Source organism: Microbacterium paludicola, from assembly GCF_015235415.1.
Classification (GTDB): Bacteria; Actinomycetota; Actinomycetes; order Actinomycetales; family Microbacteriaceae; genus Microbacterium; species Microbacterium paludicola.
Genome location: NZ_JADGLL010000010.1, coordinates 18,227 through 40,112 on the forward strand (window position 1 = coordinate 18,227; position 21,886 = coordinate 40,112).

At 70.8% G+C, this 21,886-nt stretch carries 17 protein-coding genes; 10 read left to right on the forward strand and 7 right to left on the reverse strand.

The window, feature by feature from the left end:
* Positions 1-132: 132 nt before the first annotated feature.
* The 3 genes from dcd to IR155_RS06215 all read left to right on the forward strand — a co-directional run bounded on the left by dcd (position 133) and on the right by IR155_RS06215 (position 2,954).
* Positions 133-735, forward strand: coding sequence for a dCTP deaminase (gene dcd, locus IR155_RS06205; protein ID WP_135113979.1), 603 nt, complete (start codon positions 133-135; stop codon positions 733-735).
* A 319-nt stretch (positions 736-1,054) separates the two neighbouring features.
* Positions 1,055-1,780 carry an HAD family hydrolase gene (locus tag IR155_RS06210; RefSeq protein WP_135113980.1) on the forward strand — a complete coding sequence of 242 codons (726 nt, stop codon included), beginning with the start codon at positions 1,055-1,057 and terminating at the stop codon, positions 1,778-1,780.
* Position 1,781: 1 nt separating this feature from the next.
* Positions 1,782-2,954 (forward strand): zinc-binding dehydrogenase, encoded by a 1,173-nt coding sequence (locus IR155_RS06215; RefSeq protein ID WP_233441124.1) that lies wholly within the window; start codon positions 1,782-1,784, stop codon positions 2,952-2,954.
* Positions 2,955-3,015: 61 nt separating this feature from the next.
* On the opposite strand, the gene IR155_RS06220 is transcribed toward IR155_RS06215, so the two are convergent.
* From IR155_RS06220 to IR155_RS06235, 4 genes are all read right to left on the reverse strand, one after another.
* Positions 3,016-3,882 carry a glycerophosphodiester phosphodiesterase gene (locus IR155_RS06220; RefSeq protein ID WP_233441125.1) on the reverse strand — a complete coding sequence of 289 codons (867 nt, stop codon included), beginning with the start codon at positions 3,880-3,882 and terminating at the stop codon, positions 3,016-3,018.
* A gap of 153 nt (positions 3,883-4,035) precedes the next feature.
* Positions 4,036-4,404, reverse strand: a complete 369-nt coding sequence (locus tag IR155_RS06225; protein WP_135113981.1) for a YchJ family protein — start codon at positions 4,402-4,404, stop codon at positions 4,036-4,038.
* Positions 4,405-4,661: 257 nt separating this feature from the next.
* Positions 4,662-6,953 (reverse strand): immune inhibitor A domain-containing protein, encoded by a 2,292-nt coding sequence (locus IR155_RS06230; protein ID WP_135113982.1) that lies wholly within the window; start codon positions 6,951-6,953, stop codon positions 4,662-4,664.
* A 206-nt stretch (positions 6,954-7,159) separates the two neighbouring features.
* Positions 7,160-7,786, reverse strand: a complete 627-nt coding sequence (locus tag IR155_RS06235) for a hypothetical protein (protein WP_135113983.1) — start codon at positions 7,784-7,786, stop codon at positions 7,160-7,162.
* A gap of 89 nt (positions 7,787-7,875) precedes the next feature.
* On the opposite strand from IR155_RS06235, the gene IR155_RS06240 reads away from it, so the two are divergent.
* Positions 7,876-8,391, forward strand: a complete 516-nt coding sequence (locus tag IR155_RS06240; protein ID WP_233441126.1) for a MarR family winged helix-turn-helix transcriptional regulator — start codon at positions 7,876-7,878, stop codon at positions 8,389-8,391.
* An 83-nt stretch (positions 8,392-8,474) separates the two neighbouring features.
* Complete coding sequence (locus IR155_RS06245) at positions 8,475-9,689, forward strand: MFS transporter (RefSeq protein WP_135113985.1); 1,215 nt, start codon at positions 8,475-8,477, stop codon at positions 9,687-9,689.
* Between the two features lie 3 nt (positions 9,690-9,692).
* Here the strand turns inward: IR155_RS06245 and IR155_RS16215 are convergent, their stop codons facing one another.
* Entirely contained in the window at positions 9,693-10,640 is a 948-nt protein-coding gene (locus IR155_RS16215; RefSeq protein ID WP_135113986.1) for a helix-turn-helix domain-containing protein, read from the reverse strand.
* A 64-nt stretch (positions 10,641-10,704) separates the two neighbouring features.
* Positions 10,705-12,141: an MFS transporter gene (locus IR155_RS06255; RefSeq protein ID WP_135113987.1), complete on the reverse strand. Its 1,437-nt coding sequence runs from the start codon at positions 12,139-12,141 to the stop codon at positions 10,705-10,707.
* Between the two features lie 207 nt (positions 12,142-12,348).
* Between IR155_RS06255 and dnaK the strand changes: the two genes are divergently transcribed.
* The 5 genes from dnaK to glgX all read left to right on the forward strand — a co-directional run bounded on the left by dnaK (position 12,349) and on the right by glgX (position 18,603).
* Complete coding sequence (dnaK, locus tag IR155_RS06260) at positions 12,349-14,208, forward strand: molecular chaperone DnaK (RefSeq protein ID WP_135113988.1); 1,860 nt, start codon at positions 12,349-12,351, stop codon at positions 14,206-14,208.
* Positions 14,208-14,903, forward strand: a complete 696-nt coding sequence (gene grpE, locus IR155_RS06265; RefSeq protein WP_135113989.1) for a nucleotide exchange factor GrpE — start codon at positions 14,208-14,210, stop codon at positions 14,901-14,903. Before dnaK ends, grpE begins: the two co-directional genes overlap by 1 nt.
* 11 nt (positions 14,904-14,914) lie before the next feature.
* Positions 14,915-15,895 (forward strand): DnaJ C-terminal domain-containing protein, encoded by a 981-nt coding sequence (locus IR155_RS06270; protein ID WP_135113990.1) that lies wholly within the window; start codon positions 14,915-14,917, stop codon positions 15,893-15,895.
* 105 nt (positions 15,896-16,000) lie between these two features.
* The gene (locus IR155_RS06275) at positions 16,001-16,456 is read left to right on the forward strand and encodes a heat shock protein transcriptional repressor HspR (RefSeq protein ID WP_135113991.1); all 456 of its coding nucleotides are present in this window, start codon (positions 16,001-16,003) and stop codon (positions 16,454-16,456) included.
* The gene (gene glgX / locus IR155_RS06280; protein WP_135113992.1) at positions 16,453-18,603 is read left to right on the forward strand and encodes a glycogen debranching protein GlgX; all 2,151 of its coding nucleotides are present in this window, start codon (positions 16,453-16,455) and stop codon (positions 18,601-18,603) included. Before IR155_RS06275 ends, glgX begins: the two co-directional genes overlap by 4 nt.
* A gap of 671 nt (positions 18,604-19,274) precedes the next feature.
* Here the strand turns inward: glgX and glgP are convergent.
* Complete coding sequence (gene glgP / locus IR155_RS06285; protein WP_135113993.1) at positions 19,275-21,845, reverse strand: alpha-glucan family phosphorylase; 2,571 nt, start codon at positions 21,843-21,845, stop codon at positions 19,275-19,277.
* Positions 21,846-21,886 lie beyond the last annotated feature (41 nt).

The following is a 21,886-nucleotide window of genomic DNA, read 5'->3' on the forward strand; positions in this document are numbered from 1 at the left end:
TCCGATCTAACGCCGATCCGGTGCAAAGCGCGCGCGGGTTGACGCGCCCGGTGAACGTGTGCCAGGCGGCGCGTCCGCTCTGCCGGGGGCGGTCGGCGGATGGCCTCACCCGCTTGGCAATACAGTGGTGGCGTGCTGCTCTCGGACCGCGATATCAAAGACGAGCTCGACTCCGGCCGCGTCGGCCTGGACCCGTACGACCCCGCGATGGTGCAGCCGTCGAGCGTCGACGTCCGGCTCGACCGCTACTTCCGGTTGTTCGACAACCACAAGTACCCCTTCATCGACCCCGCCGAGGATCAGCCCGATCTGACCCACCTGGTCGAGGTCGCGCCGGACGAGCCGTTCATCCTGCACCCCGGCGAGTTCGTGCTGGGCTCGACGTACGAGACGGTCACGCTGCCGGATGACGTCGCCGCGCGCCTCGAGGGGAAGTCGTCGCTCGGCCGCCTCGGCCTGCTGACCCACTCGACCGCCGGATTCATCGACCCCGGCTTCTCGGGCCACGTCACGCTCGAACTGTCGAACGTCGCGACGCTGCCGATCAAGCTGTGGCCCGGCATGAAGATCGGCCAGCTCTGCTTCTTCCGCCTCACCTCGCCCGCCGAGAACCCCTACGGCTCGGGCGCGTACGGCAACCGCTACCAGGGTCAGCGCGGGCCCACCGCGTCGCGCTCGTTCCAGAGCTTCCACCGCACGGATGTGTCGGGGACGGGGAGCTCTTCGGGGGCTTGAGGCCTGAGCCGATCACGCCCGGCCGATGGCTTCGACTCCGCTGCGCTCCGCTCAGCCCGTTTCGACTCCGCTTCGCTCCGCTCAACGACCGGTGGGGTTCCACGACGAGGGGCGTCAAGGGGCCGGATTCGGGGCGCAGGTGCCTCTGCGGGTAGGGAAGCAGAAGGCGGGCGCGTGAAGGCTCTCCCGGTGCCGGCGGAAGGCTCGGTTAACGGCACCTGAACAATGCCCGGAGTGGAAAAAACCGCACGAAACCGGGTGTCAGGCTGGGGTGTTCGATCCGGCGAAGCCGCCGGATCGGCTTCGAGAGGGGGACCCCATGGCCGATTCCGGAACGCGTTCGTTCGAGCTCGTGGTGCTCGACATGGCAGGCACGACGGTGCGCGACGACGGTGTCGTCGAGCGCGCCTTCCAGCGCGCCCATGAGCGCACCGGAGTCGCGGATCGGATGAGCTGGGACGAGGCCCTGCAGTACGTCCGCGACACCATGGGGCAGTCGAAGATCGACGTGTTCACCCACCTCGCGGGCGGCGACCTCGTCCGCGCCGAGGAGGCGACCGCGGCGTTCGAGCGCGCCTACTCCGAGCTCATCGTCGAGGAGGGCGTCGAGCCCATCCCGGGCGCGCGCGAGCTGCTCGAGGACCTGCGCGACGCCGACATCGCCGTCGTCCTGACGACGGGTTTCGCGCCCGTGACCCGCGACGCCCTGATCGAGGGCCTCGGCTGGGCCGACCTGATCGACGCCGCCTTGTCGCCCATCGACGTGGGACGCGGCCGTCCCGCCCCCGACCTCGTGCTCGGCGCGGCGCTGTTCGCCCAGGTGTCGGGCATCGCGGCCGTCGCCGTGGCGGGTGACACCGCCAGCGACGTCGCGTCGGGCCTCTCGGCCGGTGCTGGCCTCGTGGTGGGTGTGCTGAGTGGCGCTCACGACCGCGCCACCCTCGAAGCCGCCGGCGCCCACCACGTGATCGACGACGTCTCCGGCCTGCGTGCGCTGATCGGGCTGCCCGCCGTCGCGCCCGTGGCGACCTCGGGCGGTGTCTGACGTGGCGACGCCGGCCCTCATCCCGACGCCCACCCCGGCATCCGCCCCGGTCACGCGCGACGTCGTCCTCGAGCCGCCGGCCGTCGCCATGGTGTGGACGGGCGTGGGACGCCCGCACGAGATCGTCGCCGTCCCCGGTGTTGTGCTCGCCCCCGGCGAGACGCTCGTGGCGATCGAGCTCGCCACCGTCTGCGGCTCCGATGTCCACACCGTCGAGGGGCGCCGTCCCGCGCCGGCGCCGCTGGTGCTCGGTCACGAGTACGTGGGCCGCGTGATCGACGTCTCCGACGGGGTGCGCGCGGTGGACGGCGCACCCGTGCACGTGGGCGATCGCGTCGTCTGGTCGATCATGGCCGGCTGCCGCGACTGCGATCGCTGCCGGCGCGGCCTGCCGCAGAAGTGCCGGTCGCTGCTGAAGTACGGCCACGAGCGCATCCAGGTGCACTGGGAGCTGACCGGGGGCTTCGCGACGCACGCGCACCTGCGGCCGGGCACGGCGATCGTGCGCATCGGCGAGGCCCTGCGCGCCGAGGTCGCCGCTCCGGCTGCCTGCGGTGGCGCGACCGCCTGGGCCGCGCTGGAGCGGGCGGAGGACATCGTGGATCTCGACGGCGCGACGATGCTCGTCCTGGGCGCCGGTCTCATCGGCCTGACCGCGTGCGCGATGGCGACCGATCGCGGCGCGACCGTCGTCGTCGCGGATCCGGATCCCTCCCGCCGTGCGCTCGCCGTGCGGTTCGGGGCGGCGCAGGTCGCCGATCCGACGGATGCGCGCGGCCTGACGGCGGCGCTTGCGGCCACGGGGCGGCCCGAGTACGACGTCGGCCTCGAGGCGTCGGGATCGCCCAGGGCGGTGCGGTCGGCGATCGACGCGGTGGGCGTCGGCGGCGTGGTGCTGCTCGTGGGCAGCGTCTTCCCGACCGAGCCGCTGCAGCTCGACCCGGAGCGGCTTGTGCGCGGACTCGTGACGATCCGCGGCGTCCACAACTACGCCCCGCGTGACCTCGACGGCGCCATCCGCTGGCTGTGCGAGCACGCGGGGGAGCGCCCGTTCGAGGAGCTCGTGAGCGCCCGCTACCCGCTGACGCAGATCGACCAGGCGCTCGCCGCGGCCGCCTCGGGAGCCGCGGTGCGGGTCGGCGTCGACCCGCGCGACGCGCAGCGGCGGCGCTGACCCACCTCCGACGCGAGAAGCCCCCGGCGACCGATGGCCGCCGAGGGCTTTCGACGTCGGATCAGCCCTGGTTGCGCTCGTGGAGCAGGTTCTCGAGCACGTCGGGGGTGTTGGTGATGACGCCGTCGACGTCCCAGTCGAGCAGGCGCGTCATCGTCGGCACGTCGTTGACGGTCCAGACGTTGACGTCCAGGCCGAGGGCGTGCACCGCGTCGATGTAGTCCTCCGTGGTCTGGCCGGCGCTCGGGTTGATCTGGTCGGCCCACTCGGCGTACGCGGGAAGATCGGCGACGGCGGGCTTGCCCAGCAGGCCGACCGGCGTCTCGGGCGCGAGGTCGGAGTACGTCTTCATCGAGGTCCAGTTGAAGCTCTGCACCGACAGGCGCCCGCTCGCCAGGGCCGAGTTCACGTAGCCGGGGAACGAGTCGAACACGTCGATGACCTTCTGCTCGACGCCCGGGTACAGCTCGGGCGACTTGAGCTCCATGATGATGCCGGCGCGGCTCTTGCGGACCTGCTCGATCATCTCGGCGAGGGTCGGCACCGGCTCGCCCGCGAACTCCGGGCCGAACCACGAGCCGGCGTCGAGCTGCTTGATCTCGGCGAGCGTGAAGTCCTTGACGTTCCACGGCGCGCGGTCGGGGAAGACCTCCTCGACGTTCGTCGTGCGCGTGAGGGTCGTGTCGTGGATCAGGACGGTCTCGCCGTCCTTCGTCAGCTGGACGTCCGACTCGATCCAGGTGGCGCCCTGCTCGATGCCGAGCTGGAAGGCGGCGAGCGTGTTCTCCGGGGCATAGGCCATGGCGCCGCGGTGGGCCGTGGTCACCGCCGACACCTTCTCGGGCTGGGCAGCGAACGAGGGGGTGGATGCGCCGACGGCGGCGAGGGCGCCGACGACGACGCCGGCGGTGAGGTGGCGGATGCGCACGAGGATCTCCGTTTCGATGGGGAGCGTTGACCTCCTCCACGCTTCCGGGCGCGAGCGCGCCGCGGATGACCGCAGGCTGACGACCTGGCGACGACTCGCCCGGCGGGGTGGCGGGCGGGTGACGTGGCGTCGAAGATCCGTCGGAAAGGTGTGTCAGGCCTTGACGTCGCCGTCGACGTAGACCCACCGGCCGCCGCGCTGCGCGAAGCGGCTGCGCTCGGACAGGGCGCCCATCCCGAGCGGCGTCTCGTACACGGCGACGAACTCGACCTCGTCCCCAGAGGCGTCGACGATCTCGAGACCGGCCCAGCGCAGGCCCTCCTCGAACTCGACCGTCTTCGGCCGGGTGCCCGGATGCCAGGTGCGCAGCAGGTAGTCGGCGTCGCGTCGCGCGAAGGCGCTGTAGCGCGAGCGCATCAGCTGCTCGGGCGTCTCGGCCAACCGGGCGCCGGTGTGAAGGGGCCCGCAGCAGGCGGTGTACGGCTGCCCGCTTCCGCAGGGGCAGGGCTCGAGCAGGCTCACCCCCTCAGCGTATGCGCGCCCCGGGAGCCAGGCGCCGTGTGACAGTACCCTCGCGGCACTCCCCGCGTGCGAACGAAGTGAGCGTGGAGCGAAGCGACCCCGCGGGCGCGAAGCGCACGCCGGGATGGAGCGGAGCGACGTCCCTCTCTCGCCGAGTGGCGGCGCGGAGCGTCGCCCGAGGCGTGAGACCTCTTCTAAAAAAGAATGAAGGCCGCGCCCCGGTTGCCCGGGGCGCGGCCTGTCGTGATGCGGCTGGATCAGCCGGCGGCGTCGACCAGAACGGTCATCGTGCCGCGGTTGACGTTCTGATCTGTCACCGTGATCTTCGTTCCCGTGCCGCCGACCTTCACCGAGTTCTGCGGGTTGGTCTCGTCGTAGTAGCGGTTCGGGTCGGTGTCGTCGAATGTCGGCATCGCCTTCTGCGATCCGACCTTCAACGTCGTCATCCCCGCCTCGGTCTCACGGTGAAGCGAGATCGCATCGGTCTTGTGCACGCCGAAGGTCGCGTCAAACGACTGGATGCGGTTGCGCGCGACCGTGCCGTCCGACCACGTCAGCGCCTTGGCGCGGGCGTCGACCGGAAGCGCCTCGCCGCCGCCGGGGTGCTGCGACGTGTTGTTGTCGCCGTACAGGCTGTTCACGTACCAGACGAGCAGGCCGTCCTGGTACGGGAAGTGCTCGACCTTGTCGGGCGCCGTGAGCGCCCAGCCGAAGTTGTACGGACCGGTCTTGAGCGTCGTGTCGTACCCGCCGTACACGCGGTTCTCCGCGATGTAGTAGTGCGAGTAGGCCTGCGCGTACTTGCCGTCGACCACGCGCTGGAAGCCGTCGAGCGTCCAGTCGTTCGCGCCATCCGTCGCGGTCAGGCCCGAGACCTGGATCGCGTCGATCTGGAAGCCCGCCTCGACCGCGGCGACGTCCGTCCAGTAGCGCACGCGCACCTGGGCCTCCGAGCCGGCGTAGGCCGACAGGTCGGCCGTGAGGGCCGTCCAGTCCGCCACGGAGCCGGTGATACCGAAGCCCACGTTCTGGCCATTGGGGTCGGTCGTCGACGAGAGGTTGGTCTCGACCTGGTCCCACGTCGCGCCGCCGTCGGTCGAGATCTCGAGGAAGGCGTAGTCCCAGTCCGTCTCGATCTCGTACTTGACCTGCGCGGCGAACGTCGCGCCCTCCGGCACGGTGAAAGCGGGGCTCGTCGCAGTGTTGTCGAGGTCGTTGCCCGAACCCGAGTACAGGTGCTCGGCGCCCTCCGGCGATGCCTCGAGCTCGGCGAGGTGAGTGCCGTCAGGAAGGTCGACGATCACCGCCTGCGCGCCGAGGGTGTTGGCGTGGTACGACGGGCCGAGCTTGACCGACTCGGTCGTTCCCGCGTCGACGACCTCGTAGTCGAGCCAGCCGAGGAACAGCTTCTCGCTCGGGCCCATGTGGTTCGGCGTGGTGCCGATCGAGCCGTCGCCGTGGCCGAGCCACGAGCCCGAGCTCATCAGGGTCCAGAAGGCGGAGCCGTTGTCGCCGCCCGCGGTGTCGTAGTAGTCGGGCAGACCGAGGTCGTGGCCGAACTCGTGCGCGAACACGCCCAGGCCGCCGTTCTCGGGCTCGGTCGTGTAGTCGCGGATCCAGATGTCGGTGTCGCCGATCTCGACGCCGCCGAGCTTCGGGTGGGCCGACGGGCCGGCGACGCCGGTGCGCGGGTTCGCCGCCCAGCGGTGCGACCAGATGGCGTCGGCCGGTGCGCCGGCCTCCTCGCCCTCACCGGCGTGCACCGCCTGGAAGTGGTCGATGTAGCCGTCGGGCTCGTTGATGATGCCGTCGAAGTCCTGGTCGTAGCGGTCCCAGACGTCGTACGACTGCAGCTCGGCGACGATGTCGGCCTCGGTGCGGCCCGCGGCGAGCTGCGCCTCGTACCAGGCGTCGCCGCTGTCCTTGATGAACTGCGTCATCCGCGCGTTCGACTCGCCGAGGTCCTCTCCGGTCTCCGGGTCGATGTCGTTCGCGCCGTAGGTCGCCGCCGTGCCCGGCAGCTGCACCCAGTTGCTCACGCCGCCCTCGACGTCGAACCGTCCGGAGGACATCTCGTCGTAGACGTTCTTGAACGACTCGCCCTCGCCGAAGAACATCTCCTCGAAGTGGGCCTTCGAGAAGTCGGGCTCCCAGTAGGTCGAGTTGTCGTCGGCCGCGGGCTCGGGGATCTCGTTGTGCGACTGGTCGCTGAACTCGGCGAGGATCGTGAACAGCTGAGCGGTCTCGGCGGTGCCGTACTCGACGAACTCGCCCGGGCGGATCTCGACGACCTTACTCTTGGTCGCGCCCTTGCCGGTGCTCTTGACCGTCGCATCGCCGGTGGCGACGAGCTCGGCGGCGCGCTTCTTGACGGCGCTGCGCTTCTCGGCCAGCGCGTCGGGGCGGTTGTGCTTGTGCTCGTCGCCGTGCGCCTCGGCATGGACGTCGGCGTCGGATGCCGGGGCGGCGGATGCCGCGGTCGGCACGAGGAGCGAGCCGGCCAGCAGGATCGCCGCTGTGCCGAGCGCGCAGGTGGTGCTCTTCTTCACTGTTCCTCCGGGGATAGAACGATCGGGCGGTCGGATGGCCGCCCGATCGGATCGCGCGTGGATGATGCCCGGGGGCACCGGTGGGGACGCGCGACCGATCCCAGAATCTTCACAGGTTTCCTGTTACAGCGGCGTGACGCATCCGGTGAGTGGAAGCGGGATGGGGAGCAGTCCCCATCCCGCTTGCCATATCGCCCGGAGGGGGATCAGCACGCGTGGTGCGCGTGAGGTCCGAATCCGCGGCCGTACTGAACGGATCCGCGCGGCCCGAAGCCGAACCGGCCGTGACCGTGTCCGTGGCGACCGTGGTGGCCGTCGTCCTGCGGCTCGCCGTGATGGCCGAAGCCGTGCCGGCCGAAGCCCTGCCGGCCGAAGCCGTGGCGGCGTCCGCGGATGCCGAAGCGCAGGGCCTCGGCGTCGTCGCCGCCGAGCTCGCGGGCGATCGCCTCGAGGGTGCGCTGGGTGGTGGCGAAGTCGTCCGCCGGCACGGCGCCCGCGATCCGCTCGCGCACCGCGTCGACCTTGGCGGCGAGGCGCTCCTTGGCGCCGCGCCCCTCCTCTGTCAGATTCCAGTGGCCATCGGCCGCGGCGATCCAGCCGAGCTCGGCGAGGTGGACGACGCGCTTCGGGCGGCGGGAGATCCGCTCGCGGATGCGCTCCGCGACGGCGGAGTCGATCGATCCGTCGAGGGCGTTCAGGATCATCCAGTCGCGTCGGTCGATCGGCTCGCCCTCGAAGGCGGTCGCGAACTCGCGGCTGATGAGGCCGTCGACGGCGCGCAGCCAGAAGCCGAGCGGGCGGTGGTCGGTGGGGAAGTCGGTGGTGTTCTCCATGGGAGCTCCTTCAGATATATGTCTCAATGCATGTATATGCAGGATGACATGGAACTGATTGCATGTCAACACGCATGTATCGTTGGGGTGTGACCGAGCAGACGGATCCCGTGGCAGAGATCGCCGACGCGCTCGCCCGGCTGCGCGTGGCGGGCCGACCCGGCGGCCCGCCGTGGGCGGGGCGCGGCCCCTGGGACCTCGGGCCGCGCGGTGGCCCCCACCACGGTCACGAGCACCACCCGCATCCGCCGCACGGAGGCCCGCTCGGCCGCGGCATCGCACGGCTGCGCCTGCTCGAGGCGCTCGCCCGCGCCGGCGCCCCGCAGTCGGTCGGCGCGCTGGCCGAGGCGCTCGGCGTCGACCAGCCGCGCGCGAGCCGACTTGTGCAGGCCGCCGTGCAGATGGGCCTCGCGCGACGCGAGGCGGATCCGGCCGACGCCCGGCGCACGCTCGTCGCGCTCACCGACGAGGGGCGCGTGATCGTCGACCGCAGCCGCGGCGCGCGCGCGGGCGCGGTCGAGCAGGCGCTCGACGGCTTCACTCCCGCCGAACGCGCGCAGCTCGCCGCGCTGCTGACCCGCCTCGCCGACGCCTGGCCCCGCTGATCCGGTGCCCCGCCCGGACGATCGGTCGGATGCGACGGACGCGCGGTCGGGCGCCGGGCGTCGGCGTCTGTGAGCGTTGAGGCATGACGAACACCGCCTCGCTTTCGACGATCCACGAGGGATCCGCCTCGCCGCACCGGATCCGGTACGCCGCGCTGGTGGCGATGATGGTGACGAGCTTTGTGCTCGTGACCGCCGAGTTCCTGCCGAACGGCGTGCTCGTCGAGCTCGCCGACGGGCTGGGGGTGACGCCCGGCCAGGCAGGGCAGGCCGTCACCGTGACGGCGCTGGTGGGCTTCCTCGTCGCCCCGACGATCGGGCTCCTGGTGCCCCGCCTCGACCGCCGCACGCTGCTCGTCTGGCTCACGGTCGGGGCCGCCGTGTCGAACCTCCTCGTCGCGATCGCGCCGAACCTCGTCACGGTGCTCGCCGCGCGCATCCTGCTCGGCGCCGCGCTGAGCGGGTTCTGGTCGATGTCGCTCACGGTGTCGGCGCGGATCGCCGGGCCCGAGCACCTCGGGCGCGCCGTGATGTTCACGACCGCGGGCGTCTCGCTCGCGACCGTGGCCGGCGTGCCCCTGGGGGTGCTGCTCAGCGCGCTCGCCGACTGGCGCACCGTGTTCGTCGGCGCGGCCGTCGTGAGCGCGGCCGTCGCGATCGCGCTGCGGCTGCTGCTTCCGCGCGTGCCCGCCGAGGGGGCGGCCGGCCTGCGCGACCTCGGCGCGGCGCTGATGCACCCCGGGGTGGCGCTCGGCCTCGCCGGCCACGTGCTGATCGTGTTCGGGCACATCACCGCCTACACGTACATCCGCCTCGCGCTCGAGCGCATCGAGGTGGGTCCCGCCGCGACGGGCCTCGACGAGGGCGCCATCGTGCTGCTGCTCGCCGTGTTCGGTGCCGGCGGCCTCATCGGCAACGTCGTGACGGCCGCGATCGTCGATCGCCACCTCGCCCTGCTGTCGGGCGTCGTCCCCGTGCTCGTGGGGCTGCCCATCCTGGCCATCGTGCTCTGGCCTCACTCGCTCGCGCTCGTCGCGGCCGCCGTGCTCGTGTGGGGCGCGTCGTTCGCCGCCTGGCTGATCGTGCTGAACGCCTGGATCGGCCGGCGCCTGCCCGACCGGCTGGAGGAGGGCGGCGGCCTCGTCGTCGCCGGATTCCAGGGCGCCATCATGCTCGCCGCGGGAATCGGCGGGCTCATCGTCGACCTCTCGGGCGTGGAGGTCACCTACATCACGGGCGTGATCGCGGTCGCGGTGGGCGCGCTGATCTTCGGAACGGCGGCCCGCCGCGCCGACTGACCGTCAGGCGGTCGTGGCGTGGCCCGCCGAGCGGGCCCGCCACGACGACGGCGTCTCGCCGGTGTGCCGGCGGAACGCCCGGCTGAATCCCTCGTCGGACTCGTAGCCGAGGCGCCGGGCGACGGCCGAGACGCTCGCATCCGGATCGCGGAGCAGCGACTTCGCGAGGTCCATGCGCACCCCGGTGAGGTACTCGGCGGGGGCGCTGCCGAAGGTGGCGCGGAAGCGTGCGGCGAACGCCGAGCGCGACATCGCGGCGCGCGCGGCGAGCCGGTCGACGCTCCAAGCGGCGCCCGGATCGGCGTGGATCGCGTCCACGGCGCGGGCGAGGAACGGATCCTGCGCGCGGGCCGCCCAGTCGGCGGGGGCACATCCGGCGGCGGCCCACGCCCGCAGCGTCGCGATGACGAGAGTGGTCGCCATGAGTCGGCAGACGATGCGGCCGCCGTCGGCCTCGCATTCGCCCGTCGCCTTGGCGCCCAGGTGTGCCGCCATCGCCGCGACACCGGGCTCGAGCGCCGAGAAGTCGTCGACCCACAGCACGTCCGGGACGGCCGACAGCACGCGCTCGGCGTCCTCGGCGGCACGCAGGCGCGCGACCGCGAGCTGCGCGTCGCCCCGTGCGCGCAGGGCGACGGGCCGGCGGCCGACGGCGAACAGCACTGCGCCCTGGGTGAGCGCGGGCCGATTCCGCAACTGCGGGATGGCGTGCGTCGCGTCCTCACCGGTGCGGCGGACCGCGCCCTCGATCACGTACACGAGGGTGGCGGTGCCCGCCTCGAGCGTCAGGCTCTCTGCATCCCCGAGCGCGACCCGCTCGATCGCGCCCACGCTCCAGTGAAGCGTCTCGAGCAGCCGCTCGACCGCGCCCTCATCCCGGGGCGGGCGCGCGTCGCGGGCGCCGTCGCGATCCGCCGGAGGGATCGGCGGCGCCTGGGGGAGGAGGATCACCACGCCAGGCGCAACCTGCCCCGTCCGGCGCGTATTCCGGATCCGACCGCCCCCGGCGCGTGGATCAGGCCCGGACGTGCGGCGGCAGTTTGACGAACAGCAGCAGGATCAGGCCGATCAGCAGGATGGTCGCGATGCCGAGCACGCCGTAGACGATGCCGCCGAACCAGGCGAGGAACAGCGACCACGCCAGCGGCGCGAGGAACGAGGCGACGCGTCCCGTCGTCGCGTACAGGCCGAAGATCTCGCCCTGCATGCTCGGCGGCGTGAGACGCGTGAGCAGGCCGCGGCTCGCGGCCTGGGCCGGACCGACGAAGGCGCACAGCAGCAGTCCGCAGATCCAGAACACGATCGTGCCGAGATCCCGCATCAGGAAGACGACGAACGCCATCGCGACGAGACCGCACAGCGCGATGATGATGAGGTTCCGCGGGCCGATCACATCGTCGATCCGGCCGGCGATGATCGTCGAGATGCCGGCGACGAGGTTCGCGGCGAGGCCGAAGATGATGACCTCGAGGAACGAGAAGCCGAAGCCCTGTGCCGCGAGCACGGCGCCGAAGGCGAACACGCCGGCGAGGCCGTCGCGGTAGACGGCCGCGGCGAGGAGGAACCAGAACGTCGCGCGGTTCGTCCGGAACAGCTTCGCGAGGTTCTTCGCGAGCACGACGTACGACCGGAGGAAGCTGACCTTCTCGGCCTCGGCGTAGGCCGGCGACTCGGGCACGTTGCGGAACATCGGGATGGAGAACACGACCGTCCAGATGGCGCAGACGACCGCGACGAGCTTGTACGAGAGCGGGTTGTCCTGCCCGAGCCCGAAGAGCACCGGGATGCACACGACGAGCGCGACGACGCCGCCGATGTAGCCGAGACCCCAGCCGAGGCCCGAGATGCGGCCGACGGTCTGCGGGGTCGAGACCTCGGAGAGCATCGCGTAGTAGCTGACGTTGCCGATCTCGGAGACGACGGCGCCGATTGCGACGGCGAGTGCGCCGTACCAGAAGTACTTCGGGTCGGCCTCGACGAAGAAGAGGGCGAACTGGATGAGCGCGATCGCGATCGTCGCGCCGATGAGCCACTTCTTCTTCGTGCCGCGGGCGTCGACCTGCTGTCCGAGCGCGGGCGCGAGGATCAGGATGAGGATGCCCGCGGCGAAGTTCGCCCAGCCCCACCACTCGGACAGGTCGGTGAGTCCCTGGCAGTACGCGCTGCCCATGTACTCCGACTGGTTGCAGTTCATGTAGCTGCCGTCGGCGAGAAGCCCCGACTCCCGCACCGCCGGATCGAGGAACTGGCGCGAGGTCAGGTACAGCGCGATCCATACGAAGGTCAGGATCACCGTGTTGAACGGCTGCATCGCCCAGTCCCACATCGCCCACGAGACGACGACCTTGCGCGGGGCGGGCTCCGGGTCGACACCGCGTCCGATCTGGCCGAGGGCGCCGGTGCGGGCGACCGTCGGCGGGGTGAGGGGGGCGGAGTCGTGCTCGGACGTCATGCCCACACGCTAGGGGTGCCGGGTGAACATCCGGTACTCCGACACAGCGCGTGATCCGTGGGATCCGGAAGCAAAGTTGAGTCTGGTCGTATCAAGTTCGATTGACAACGGAACGGCCCTGGTCTATCCTTGAGTCATCGCGGCTCAACTCGCGAGACGGCTTGTCGGAACAGTCAGTTCCTGAACGTCCAGAAGAAGGAGCATCACATGGCACGTGCTGTGGGTATCGACCTCGGAACGACCAACTCGGTCGTCAGCGTCCTCGAGGGCGGTGAGCCGAAGGTCATCGCCAACGCCGAGGGCTTCCGCACCACGCCTTCGGTCGTCGCGTTCACCAAGGACGGCGAGGTGCTCGTCGGCGAGACCGCCAAGCGCCAGGCCGTCACCAACGTCGACCGCACGATCGCGTCGGTCAAGCGCCACATCGGCACCGACTGGTCCTTCGACGTCGACGGCAAGAAGTACACGCCGCAGGAGATCTCGGCGCGCATCCTGATGAAGCTCAAGCGCGACGCCGAGCAGTACCTCGGCGACACGGTGACCGACGCGGTCATCACCGTGCCCGCCTACTTCAACGACGCCGAGCGCCAGGCGACGAAGGACGCCGGTGAGATCGCCGGCCTCAACGTGCTGCGCATCATCAACGAGCCCACTGCCGCGGCGCTCGCCTACGGCCTCGACAAGGGCAAGGAGGACGAGCTCATCCTCGTCTTCGACCTCGGTGGCGGAACGTTCGACGTGTCCCTCCTCGAGGTGGGCAAGGACGACGACTTCTCCACCATCCAGGTGCGCGCCACCGCCGGTGACAACCGCCTCGGCGGCGACGACTGGGACCAGCGCGTCGTCGACCACCTGATCAAGCAGTTCAAGGACACCACCGGCGTCGACGTCTCCGGCGACAAGATCGCCCTGCAGCGCCTCAAGGAGGCCGCGGAGCAGGCGAAGAAGGAGCTGTCGAGCTCGACCTCGACGTCCATCAACCTCCCCTACCTCTCGCTGACCGAGTCGGGCCCGGTGTCGCTGTCCGAGACGCTCACGCGCGCCAAGTTCGAAGAGCTCACCAAGGACCTGCTCGAGCGCACCGTCAAGCCGTTCGAGGACGTCATCCGCGAGGCCGGCATCAAGGTGTCCGACATCGCCCACGTGGTGCTCGTCGGCGGTTCGACCCGCATGCCCGCCGTGTCGGAGCTCGTCAAGCGCGAGACCGGCAAGGAGCCCAACAAGGGCGTGAACCCGGATGAGGTCGTCGCCGTGGGTGCCGCCCTCCAGGCCGGCGTCCTCAAGGGCGAGCGCAAGGACGTCCTGCTCATCGACGTCACCCCCCTGAGCCTCGGCATCGAGACCAAGGGCGGCATCATGACCAAGCTCATCGAGCGCAACACGGCCATCCCGACCAAGCGCAGCGAGACGTTCACGACGGCCGACGACAACCAGCCGTCGGTGTCGATCCAGGTCTTCCAGGGTGAGCGCGAGTTCACGCGCGACAACAAGCCGCTGGGCACGTTCGACCTGACCGACATCGCTCCCGCGCCGCGCGGCGTGCCGCAGATCGAGGTCACCTTCGACATCGACGCGAACGGCATCGTCCACGTCTCGGCGAAGGACAAGGGCACCGGCAAGGAGCAGTCGATGACGATCACCGGCGGCTCGTCGCTGCCGAAGGACGACATCGAGCGCATGGTGCGCGAGGCCGAGGAGCACGCGGCCGAGGACAAGAAGCGCCGCGAGGCGGCCGAGGTCCGCAACCAGGCCGAGACGCTCTCGTACTCGATCGAGAAGCTCATCAAGGAGAACGACGAGAAGCTGCCCGCCGACGTCAAGGAGTCGGTGCAGGCGGATGTCGACGAGCTCAAGAAGGCTCTCGCCGGCGATGACGACGAGGCCGTGAAGACCGCGTTCGACAAGCTGAACCAGAGCCAGACCAAGCTCGGCGAGGCGATCTACGCGCAGGCGCAGGCCGAGCAGGCCGCGCCCGCCGGCGACGCCCCGGCCGGTGAGCAGCCCGCCGCGGACGACGACGTGATCGACGCCGAGGTGGTCGAGGACGACGAGGACAAGAAGAGCTGATGACCCGCAAGGACTTCGAGCAGCCCGACGAGCAGAACAACGGCGACGAGGTCCAGCCTGAGGCCGAGGGGGCGGGCGCGCAGGACGCGACCGCCCCTGAGGCGCCTCAGGAGGGCACCTCCGAGCAGCCCGCGCAGGATGCCGCTCCCGCGGACGAGGACGCGGCGAACACGGCCGACGGCCCCGGCGGATCCGAGCAGGGCGAGCCCGAGCTCACCGTCGAGGACATCCTGAACATCGGCCAGAGCGACGACGCCGAGGAGCAGGACAAGAGTGACTACGAGACGCAGCTGCTTCACGACCTCAAGCGCCTCCAGGCCGAGTACGCGAACTACCGCCGCCGCACCGAGGAGCAGCGCCACATCGAGATCGCGCGCGCGAAGGGCGAGGCAGTGAAGGGCCTCATCCCCGTGCTCGACGACCTCGACCGCGCCGAGAAGCACGGCGACCTCGGCGAGGGCACGCCCTTCACCGCGATCGCCGAGAAGGTGCGCGGCGTCGCCGAGCGCATGGGCCTCGTCGCCTACGGCGCCGCGGGCGAGGCGTTCGACCCGCAGCAGCACGAGGCGATCTTCCAGCAGCCGGTCCCCGGTACGACCGAGGCGACGATCCTCGAGGTCGTCGAGCTCGGCTACCGCCTCGGCGACATCGAGCTGCGGGCCGCGAAGGTCGTCGTCGCCGTCCCGGCGGAGTAAGGCAGGCTGACATGGCCAGTCAGGACTGGTTCGAGAAGGACTTCTACAAGGTCCTGGGTGTGTCGAAGGACGTCAGCGCGGCCGACCTGAAGAAGACGTACCGCAAGCTCGCGCGGCAGTATCACCCCGACTCCAAGCCGGGCGACACGGCGGCCGAGGCGAAGTTCAAGGAGATCAGCGAGGCGTACTCGGTGCTCTCCGACCCGACCCAGCGCGAGGAGTACGACCAGCTCCGCGCGATGGGATCGGGCGCGCGCTTCACGGCGGGCGGCTCGAACGGCGGCTTCGACGACGTGTTCAGCGCGTTCACGCAGAACCGCGGATCCGCTCAGGACTTCGACGACATCTTCGCCATGTTCAACCAGGGCGGTCGCGGCGGACGCTTCGGCTCGGGTGGTTTCGGCCAGCCGAGCGGCGGCTTCCGCGGCTTCGGTGGGCCGCAGAAGGGCGGCGACGTCCGGGCCCGCACGACGATCGACTTCGTCACGGCGGCCAAGGGCGAGACCATCTCGCTGCAGAGCGAGGACGGCAAGCCGTTCAAGATCAAGATCCCGGCCGGCGTCGCCGACGGGCAGAAGATCCGCCTGCGCGGCAAGGGCCGTCCCTCGCCCGACGGCGGCGAGCCCGGCGACATCGTCGTCGAGATCGCGGTGCGACCGCATCCGGTGTTCACGCGCGAGGGGCTCAACCTGCGCGTCGTCGTGCCGGTGACGTTCGCCGAGGCGGCGCTCGGCGCGACGATCGAGGTGCCGACTCTCGGCGGCGATCCGGTGAAGCTGCGCGTCGCGCCCGGCACCCCGTCCGGCCGCGTGCTGCGCGTCAAGGGCCGCGGCATCGTCTCGCAGAAGGGCACCGGCGACCTGCTCGCCGAGGTGCAGGTCGTCGTGCCGAGCCACCTGAGCGACGAGGCCCGCGAGGCGCTCGCGCGCTTCGTCGAGGTCGGCCCGCAGGGCAACCCGCGCGCCGACCTGATGGGCAAGGCGTCGGGCTGATCGGTCATTGAGCGAGGGAGCGGCGATGATCACCGCGTTTCGACTCGCTTCGCTCGCTCGGCGAACGGATAGTTGGACACACGGCACGAGCGAGAGGAGGACGGAATGAGCGACACGTACGAGATCGACGAGGACGCGCCCGTCTTCGCGATCGCCGTCGCCGCCGAGCTCGCGGGGATGCATCCGCAGACCCTGCGTCAGTACGACCGGATCGGCCTGGTCGTGCCGGGCCGCACGCGCGGCGGTTCGCGGCGCTACTCGGCCCGCAACATCGCGCAGCTGCGCGAGGTCGCGAAGCTGTCGGGTGAGGGGATGAGCCTCGCCGCCATCGCGCGCGTGCTCGATCTCGAGGACGAGGTGCGCGACCTGCGGCGCCGCGTGCGCGACCTCGAGCACGAGCTGCAGGCCGAACGCGCCGCCCGCCCCGGCGCGCGCGTGTTCGCGGCCGGGGCGACGGGATCCGTCGTCACGCTGCGCGCCGGCACGCGCGTGCGCCGCAGCGCCGAGCTCGTGCTGTGGACGCCCCCGCAGCAGCGCTCGCACGAGGATGGAGACCGATGAGCCCTGTCACCTGGCGGACGCTCGGCGAGACCGCGCCGATCTGGCCGGGCCGGGAATGGCCCCTCGGCGCCACCTGGACGCCGGAGCGGACGAACTTCGCCGTCTACGCGCCGAACGCGACGAGCGCGCAGCTCTGCCTGTTCGACGAAGACGACCGAGAAACGCGCTACGAGCTGACCGAGCAGACGCTCGGGATCTGGCACGGCGCCCTTCCCGACATCCGCCCCGGGCAGCGCTACGGATACCGCGTCGACGGGCCATGGGACCCGAAGAACGGCTACCGGTTCAACCCGCACAAGCTGCTGCTCGACCCGTACGGTCTCGCGACCAGCGGCACGATCATCGCCGAGCAGCCGATCTACGGCGCGCGGGAGGGCGAGCCGGCCGTCCGCGACCTCACCGATTCGTCCGGCTACACCGCCCGCAGCGTCGTGGTCGATCCGTCCTTCGACTGGGAGGGCGACGAGCTTCTCGTCACGCGCTGGCGCGAGACGGTGATCTACGAGCTGCACGTGAAGGGCTTCACGAAGCTCCACGACCGCATCCCCGAGGAGCTGCGCGGCACGTACGCCGGGCTCGCGCACCCCGCCGTCACCTCGTACCTTCGCGACCTCGGCGTCACGGCGGTCGAGCTGCTGCCCGTGCAGCAGTTCTTCTCCGAGCCGGCGCTGCTCGATCGCGGACTGACGAACTACTGGGGCTACAACACGATCTCGTACTTCGCGCCCGATGCGTCGTACAGCTCGTCGGGCGACCGCGGCGGCCAGGTCGCCGAGTTCAAGAACATGGTGAAGGCGCTTCACCGCGAGGGCATCGAGGTCATCCTCGACGTCGTCTACAACCACACCGCCGAGGCGGGCCCCGACGGCCCGACGCTGTCGTTCCGCGGTCTCGACGACCGCGGCTTCTACAAGCGGGTGCTGCCGGACCCCGCCCACGGCGGCTTCGACGACCGCTACTGGGACGTCACCGGCTGCGGCAACACGGTCGACGCGTGGAACCCGCTCGCCCTGCGCCTCATCCTCGACTCGCTGCGGTACTGGGTGACCGAGATGCATGTCGACGGGTTCCGCTTCGACCTGATGTCGGCCCTCACCCGCACCGGCTACGACGTCGACTTCAACTGCGCCCTGCTGATCGCGATCGACCAGGATCCGATCCTGCGTCACGTCAAGCTCATCGCCGAGCCGTGGGACGTGTCGATGGACGGGTACCTCGTCGGCCGGATGCCGCCGCAGTGGGCGGAATGGAACGACCAGTACCGCGACACGATCCGCGACTTCTGGCGGGGGAACGCCCCGATCCACGCCGTGGCGACGCGCCTGGCCGGATCGAGCGACCTCTACGCCGACGACGGCCGCACAGCCTCGAACAGCATCAACTTCATCACCGCGCACGACGGGTTCACGGTGCGCGACCTGGTGTCCTACGACCACAAGCACAACGAGGCAAACGGCGAGGACAACCGCGACGGCACCGACAACAACCGGTCCTGGAATCACGGCGCGGAGGGCGAGACCGACGACCCCGGCATCGTGGCGCTGCGGCGCCGCCAGGCGGCGAATCTCATGGCGACCCTGTGCCTGTCGAACGGCGTGCCCATGCTCACCGCAGGCGACGAGCGTGGCCGGACGCAGGGCGGCAACAACAACGCGTACTGCCAGGACAACGAGATCTCCTGGCTTGACTGGGGCGCCGACAACGCGTGGCTCGACGTCTACGAGGTGACGAAGGCCGCGCTGCGCCTGCGCCGCGAGCACCCCGCGCTGCGCCAGCGACACTGGTTCGAAGGGCGCCCCACGATCGCCGCGGGGCCGAGGGACCTCGTCTGGCTGCACCCCGCCGGACGCCCGATGACCGACGGCGACTGGGGCGACGCCGGGCTGAAGGCCGTCGGCATGTTCGTCTCGGGCCGCCCCCTGCGCGAGCCGGGGCCTCAGGGCCAGCAGATGCTCGACGCGTCGTTCCTGCTCTGGTTCAACGCCCACGACCACGCGATCGATGTCGCGCTCCCCGAGAACGAGTGGGTGCGCGTCGGCGAGGTCGTGCTGTCCACCGATCCGGATATCGCCGAGGGCGCCCGCGTCGAGGCCGGCACCTCGATGCGGCTCGACGCCCACACCGTCGTTGTGGTGCGTTCTATTTAAGAGCGGCTCGCCGTTCTTTTCAGAAGCGGCTCGCACGCTCGCGCCGACGCTCCGCGCCGGCACTCGCGAGCGAGGCAACGTCGCTGGCGCTCCGTTGCGGCAGCGCTTCGCGCTGCGTTTGGTCGCTTCGCTCCACGCTCACTTCGTTCGCACAGGGGCACAGGTGCTGTAGTCACCGTCGGTTATCGAGCGAGCGGAGCGAGTCGAGATGACGGCTCGCACGGGTGGGCGGCTTGGGGCCGGTCGCTTCGGCTCGCAAGCTCGCTCAGCAACCGGTCGGGCGGCACAGGTCCGTACCCAACCCCTCGGTTATCGAGCGAGCGGAGCGAGTCGAGATGACGGCTTGCACGGATGGGCCGCTTCGGGTGGGTCGCTTCGGCTCGCAAGCTCGCTCAGCAACCGGGTGGGGGTAGACGTGCGGCGTGTGCACCTTCACGCGCCTCATTCGGTGCGTTCGCCGCACCTCTGCGTGCGCCCCACCCCGGTTATCGAGCGAGCGAAGCGAGTCGAGATGACGGCGCGCACGGGCTGGCGGGTTCGGGTGGGTCGCTTCGGCTCGCAAGCTCGCTCAGCAACCGGTGGGGTAAAGGTGCGGCGTGTGCACCTTCACGCGCCTCATTCGGTGCGTTCGCCGCACCTTTGCGCGTCTCCGCCTTGGTCGCTTCGGGTGACTACGCCAGGGCGGCGAGGCCCAGCTCGGCCGTCGAGGCGAGGTGGGGGTTCCTCGGCACGACGCGCACCGTGTAGCCGAACGGGCCGGCGCGGTCGAGACGCACCGTGCCCGTGAACGCGCAGCGGCCGCCCGAGAACGCCTCGATCGGCGCGAGCGCGGCGGAGTGCACCGCGCGCAGCTGGTCGTCGGCGTCGGCGCGGCCGTAGACGAGCTGCACCTCGACGTCGTCGGGCGTGAGTCCGCCGAGCGCGACGTGCGCCTGCACGTTGAGCTCGGCGCCGACCTCGGCCGCCTCGTCGACGCCGTGCGACTCGACGTGCTCGACGCGCACTCCCTGCCAGGCGTCGCGCACCCTCCGCTTCCACGCGGCGAGCTCGATTGCCCCAGAGAAGTCGCCGTCGAGCGCCCGCGCCGACGCGGCCGCCGGCGCGTAGAGCTGCCCCACGTAGTCGCGCACCATGCGGGTCGCGAGCACCTTCGGGCCGAGCGACTCGAGCGTGTGCCGCATCATCTCCATCCAGCGGACGGGGACGCCCTCGCTGTTGCGGTCATAGAACCGCGGTGCGATCTCGCGCTCGAGCAGGTCGTAGAGCGCCGCGGCCTCGAGCTCGTCGCGCTTGTCGGGGTCGGCGACGCCGTCGGCCGAGGGGATCGCCCAGCCGTTCTCGCCGTCGTACCACTCGTCCCACCAGCCGTCGAGGATCGACAGGTTCAGGCCGCCGTTCAGGGCCGCCTTCATGCCGCTCGTGCCGCACGCCTCGTAAGGGCGCAGCGGGTTGTTCAGCCACACGTCGCAGCCGGGGTACAGCTGCTGCGCCATGCCGATGTCGTAGTTGGGCAGGAACACGATCCGGTGGCGCACGTCGGCGGCATCCGCGAAGCGGACGAGATCCTGGATCAGTCGCTTGCCGCCCTCGTCGGCCGGATGCGCCTTGCCGGCGATCACGAGCTGGATCGGGCGCTCCGGATCCAGCAGCAGGCGCTTCAGACGGTCCTTGTCGCGCAGCATCAGCGTCAGGCGCTTGTAGGAGGGGACACGGCGCGCGAAGCCGATCGTGAGGACGTCGGGCGAGAGCGCCTCGTCGATCCAGCCGAGTTCGGCGTCGACGGCGCCCCGCTTGCTCCAGGACGCGCGAAGCCGCGTGCGGGCATCCATCACGAGGCGTTCGCGCAGGTCGCGCTTGGTCTCCCACACGCGCGAGAACGGCACGGTGTCGAGCGCCTGCGCGAACGCGCCGAGGTCGCCGTCGATGTCGGCGCCCGCCTCGTCGAGCAGCTCCCGGAACTCACGTGCAAGCCAGGTGGGAAGGTGAACGCCGTTGGTGATCGACCCGATCGGCACCTCCGACTCGTCGAACGCGGGCCACAGGCCGTTGAACATGTCGCGGCTGACGTGGCCGTGAAGCTGCGAGACGCCGTTCGCGCGCTGGCCGAGCCGGAAGCCCATCACTGCCATGTTGAACACGGCGGGGTCGCCGCCGTCGTAGTCCTCGGCGCCGAGCGCCAGGACCCGGTCGGTCGGCACGCCGGGGAGCACACCGCCCTCCGTCGCGAAGTACTGGGCGATGAGGGTGCGCTCGAAGCGGTCGATGCCGGCGGGAACCGGCGTGTGCGTCGTGAAGACGGTGGACGCGCGCGCCATCTCGAGGGCGTCGTCGAAGCCGAGCCCGGCGTCCTCGCCGACGGTCAGCTCGCGGATCCGCTCGAGCCCCTGGAACCCGGCGTGGCCCTCGTTCGTGTGGTAGACCTCGGGCACCGGGGCCCCGGTGAGGCGGCTGAACTCCCGCAGCGCGCGCACGCCGCCGACTCCCAAGAGCAGCTCCTGGCGGAGCCGGTGCTCGCTTCCTCCGCCGTACAGCCGGTCGGTGACGTCCGAGTAGTGATCCGGATTCTGATCCACGTCGGTGTCGAGCAGCAGCAGCGGCACGCGCCCCACACGAGCGACCCAGATGCGCGCGCGGAGGTCGGGGCCCCCGGGCATCGCGAGCGCGATCTCGGCGGGCGTTCCGTCGCCGTCGCGCAGCGCCGTGATCGGCAGCTCGTCGGGGTCGAGCACCGGATACGACTCCTGCTGCCAGCCCTCGCGCGACAGTGACTGGGCGAAGTAGCCGTGGCGATACAGCAGCCCCACGCCGATGATCGGGACGCCGAGGTCACTCGCCGCCTTGAGGTGGTCGCCGGCGAGGATGCCGAGGCCCCCCGAGTACTGCGGCAGCGCGGCGGCGATGCCGAACTCGGGCGAGAAGTACGCGATCGCGCGCGGCGCATCCGGCACCTCGCGCTGGTACCAGAGGTCGTCGGCGAGGTAGCCGCGCAGGTCGTCGCGCACGCGGCCGAGCCGCTCGAGGAACGCGTGGTCGGCGGCGAGTTCCTCGAAGCGCGACGGGCTGACGGATCCCAGCAGGCGCACCGGATCCTGCAGTCGCCGCCAGAGCTCGGGGTCGACGTGGGCGAAGACATCCTGCGTCTCGAGGTGCCATGACCAGCGCAGATTCCCGGCAAGCTCACCCAGCGCGGCGAGCGGCTCGGGCAGCACGGGACGAACGGTGAATCGTCGGATCGCACGCATAGGGCAACGCTAGTGGGAGCACCCGGCGCCGACAGGTCGTG

Bases quoted from the DNA above. Each gene is read 5' to 3' on its own strand.
- IR155_RS06255 (WP_135113987.1), bottom strand. From the start codon at position 12,141: ATGACGTCCGAGCACGACTCCGCCCCCCTCACCCCGCCGACGGTCGCC.
- glgP (WP_135113993.1), bottom strand. From the start codon at position 21,845: ATGCGTGCGATCCGACGATTCACCGTTCGTCCCGTGCTGCCCGAGCCG.
- grpE (WP_135113989.1), top strand. From the start codon at position 14,208: ATGACCCGCAAGGACTTCGAGCAGCCCGACGAGCAGAACAACGGCGAC.
- IR155_RS06275 (WP_135113991.1), top strand. From the start codon at position 16,001: ATGAGCGACACGTACGAGATCGACGAGGACGCGCCCGTCTTCGCGATC.
- glgX (WP_135113992.1), top strand. From the start codon at position 16,453: ATGAGCCCTGTCACCTGGCGGACGCTCGGCGAGACCGCGCCGATCTGG.
- IR155_RS06270 (WP_135113990.1), top strand. From the start codon at position 14,915: ATGGCCAGTCAGGACTGGTTCGAGAAGGACTTCTACAAGGTCCTGGGT.
- dnaK (WP_135113988.1), top strand. From the start codon at position 12,349: ATGGCACGTGCTGTGGGTATCGACCTCGGAACGACCAACTCGGTCGTC.
- IR155_RS06235 (WP_135113983.1), bottom strand. From the start codon at position 7,786: ATGGAGAACACCACCGACTTCCCCACCGACCACCGCCCGCTCGGCTTC.
- IR155_RS06245 (WP_135113985.1), top strand. From the start codon at position 8,475: ATGACGAACACCGCCTCGCTTTCGACGATCCACGAGGGATCCGCCTCG.
- IR155_RS06210 (WP_135113980.1), top strand. From the start codon at position 1,055: ATGGCCGATTCCGGAACGCGTTCGTTCGAGCTCGTGGTGCTCGACATG.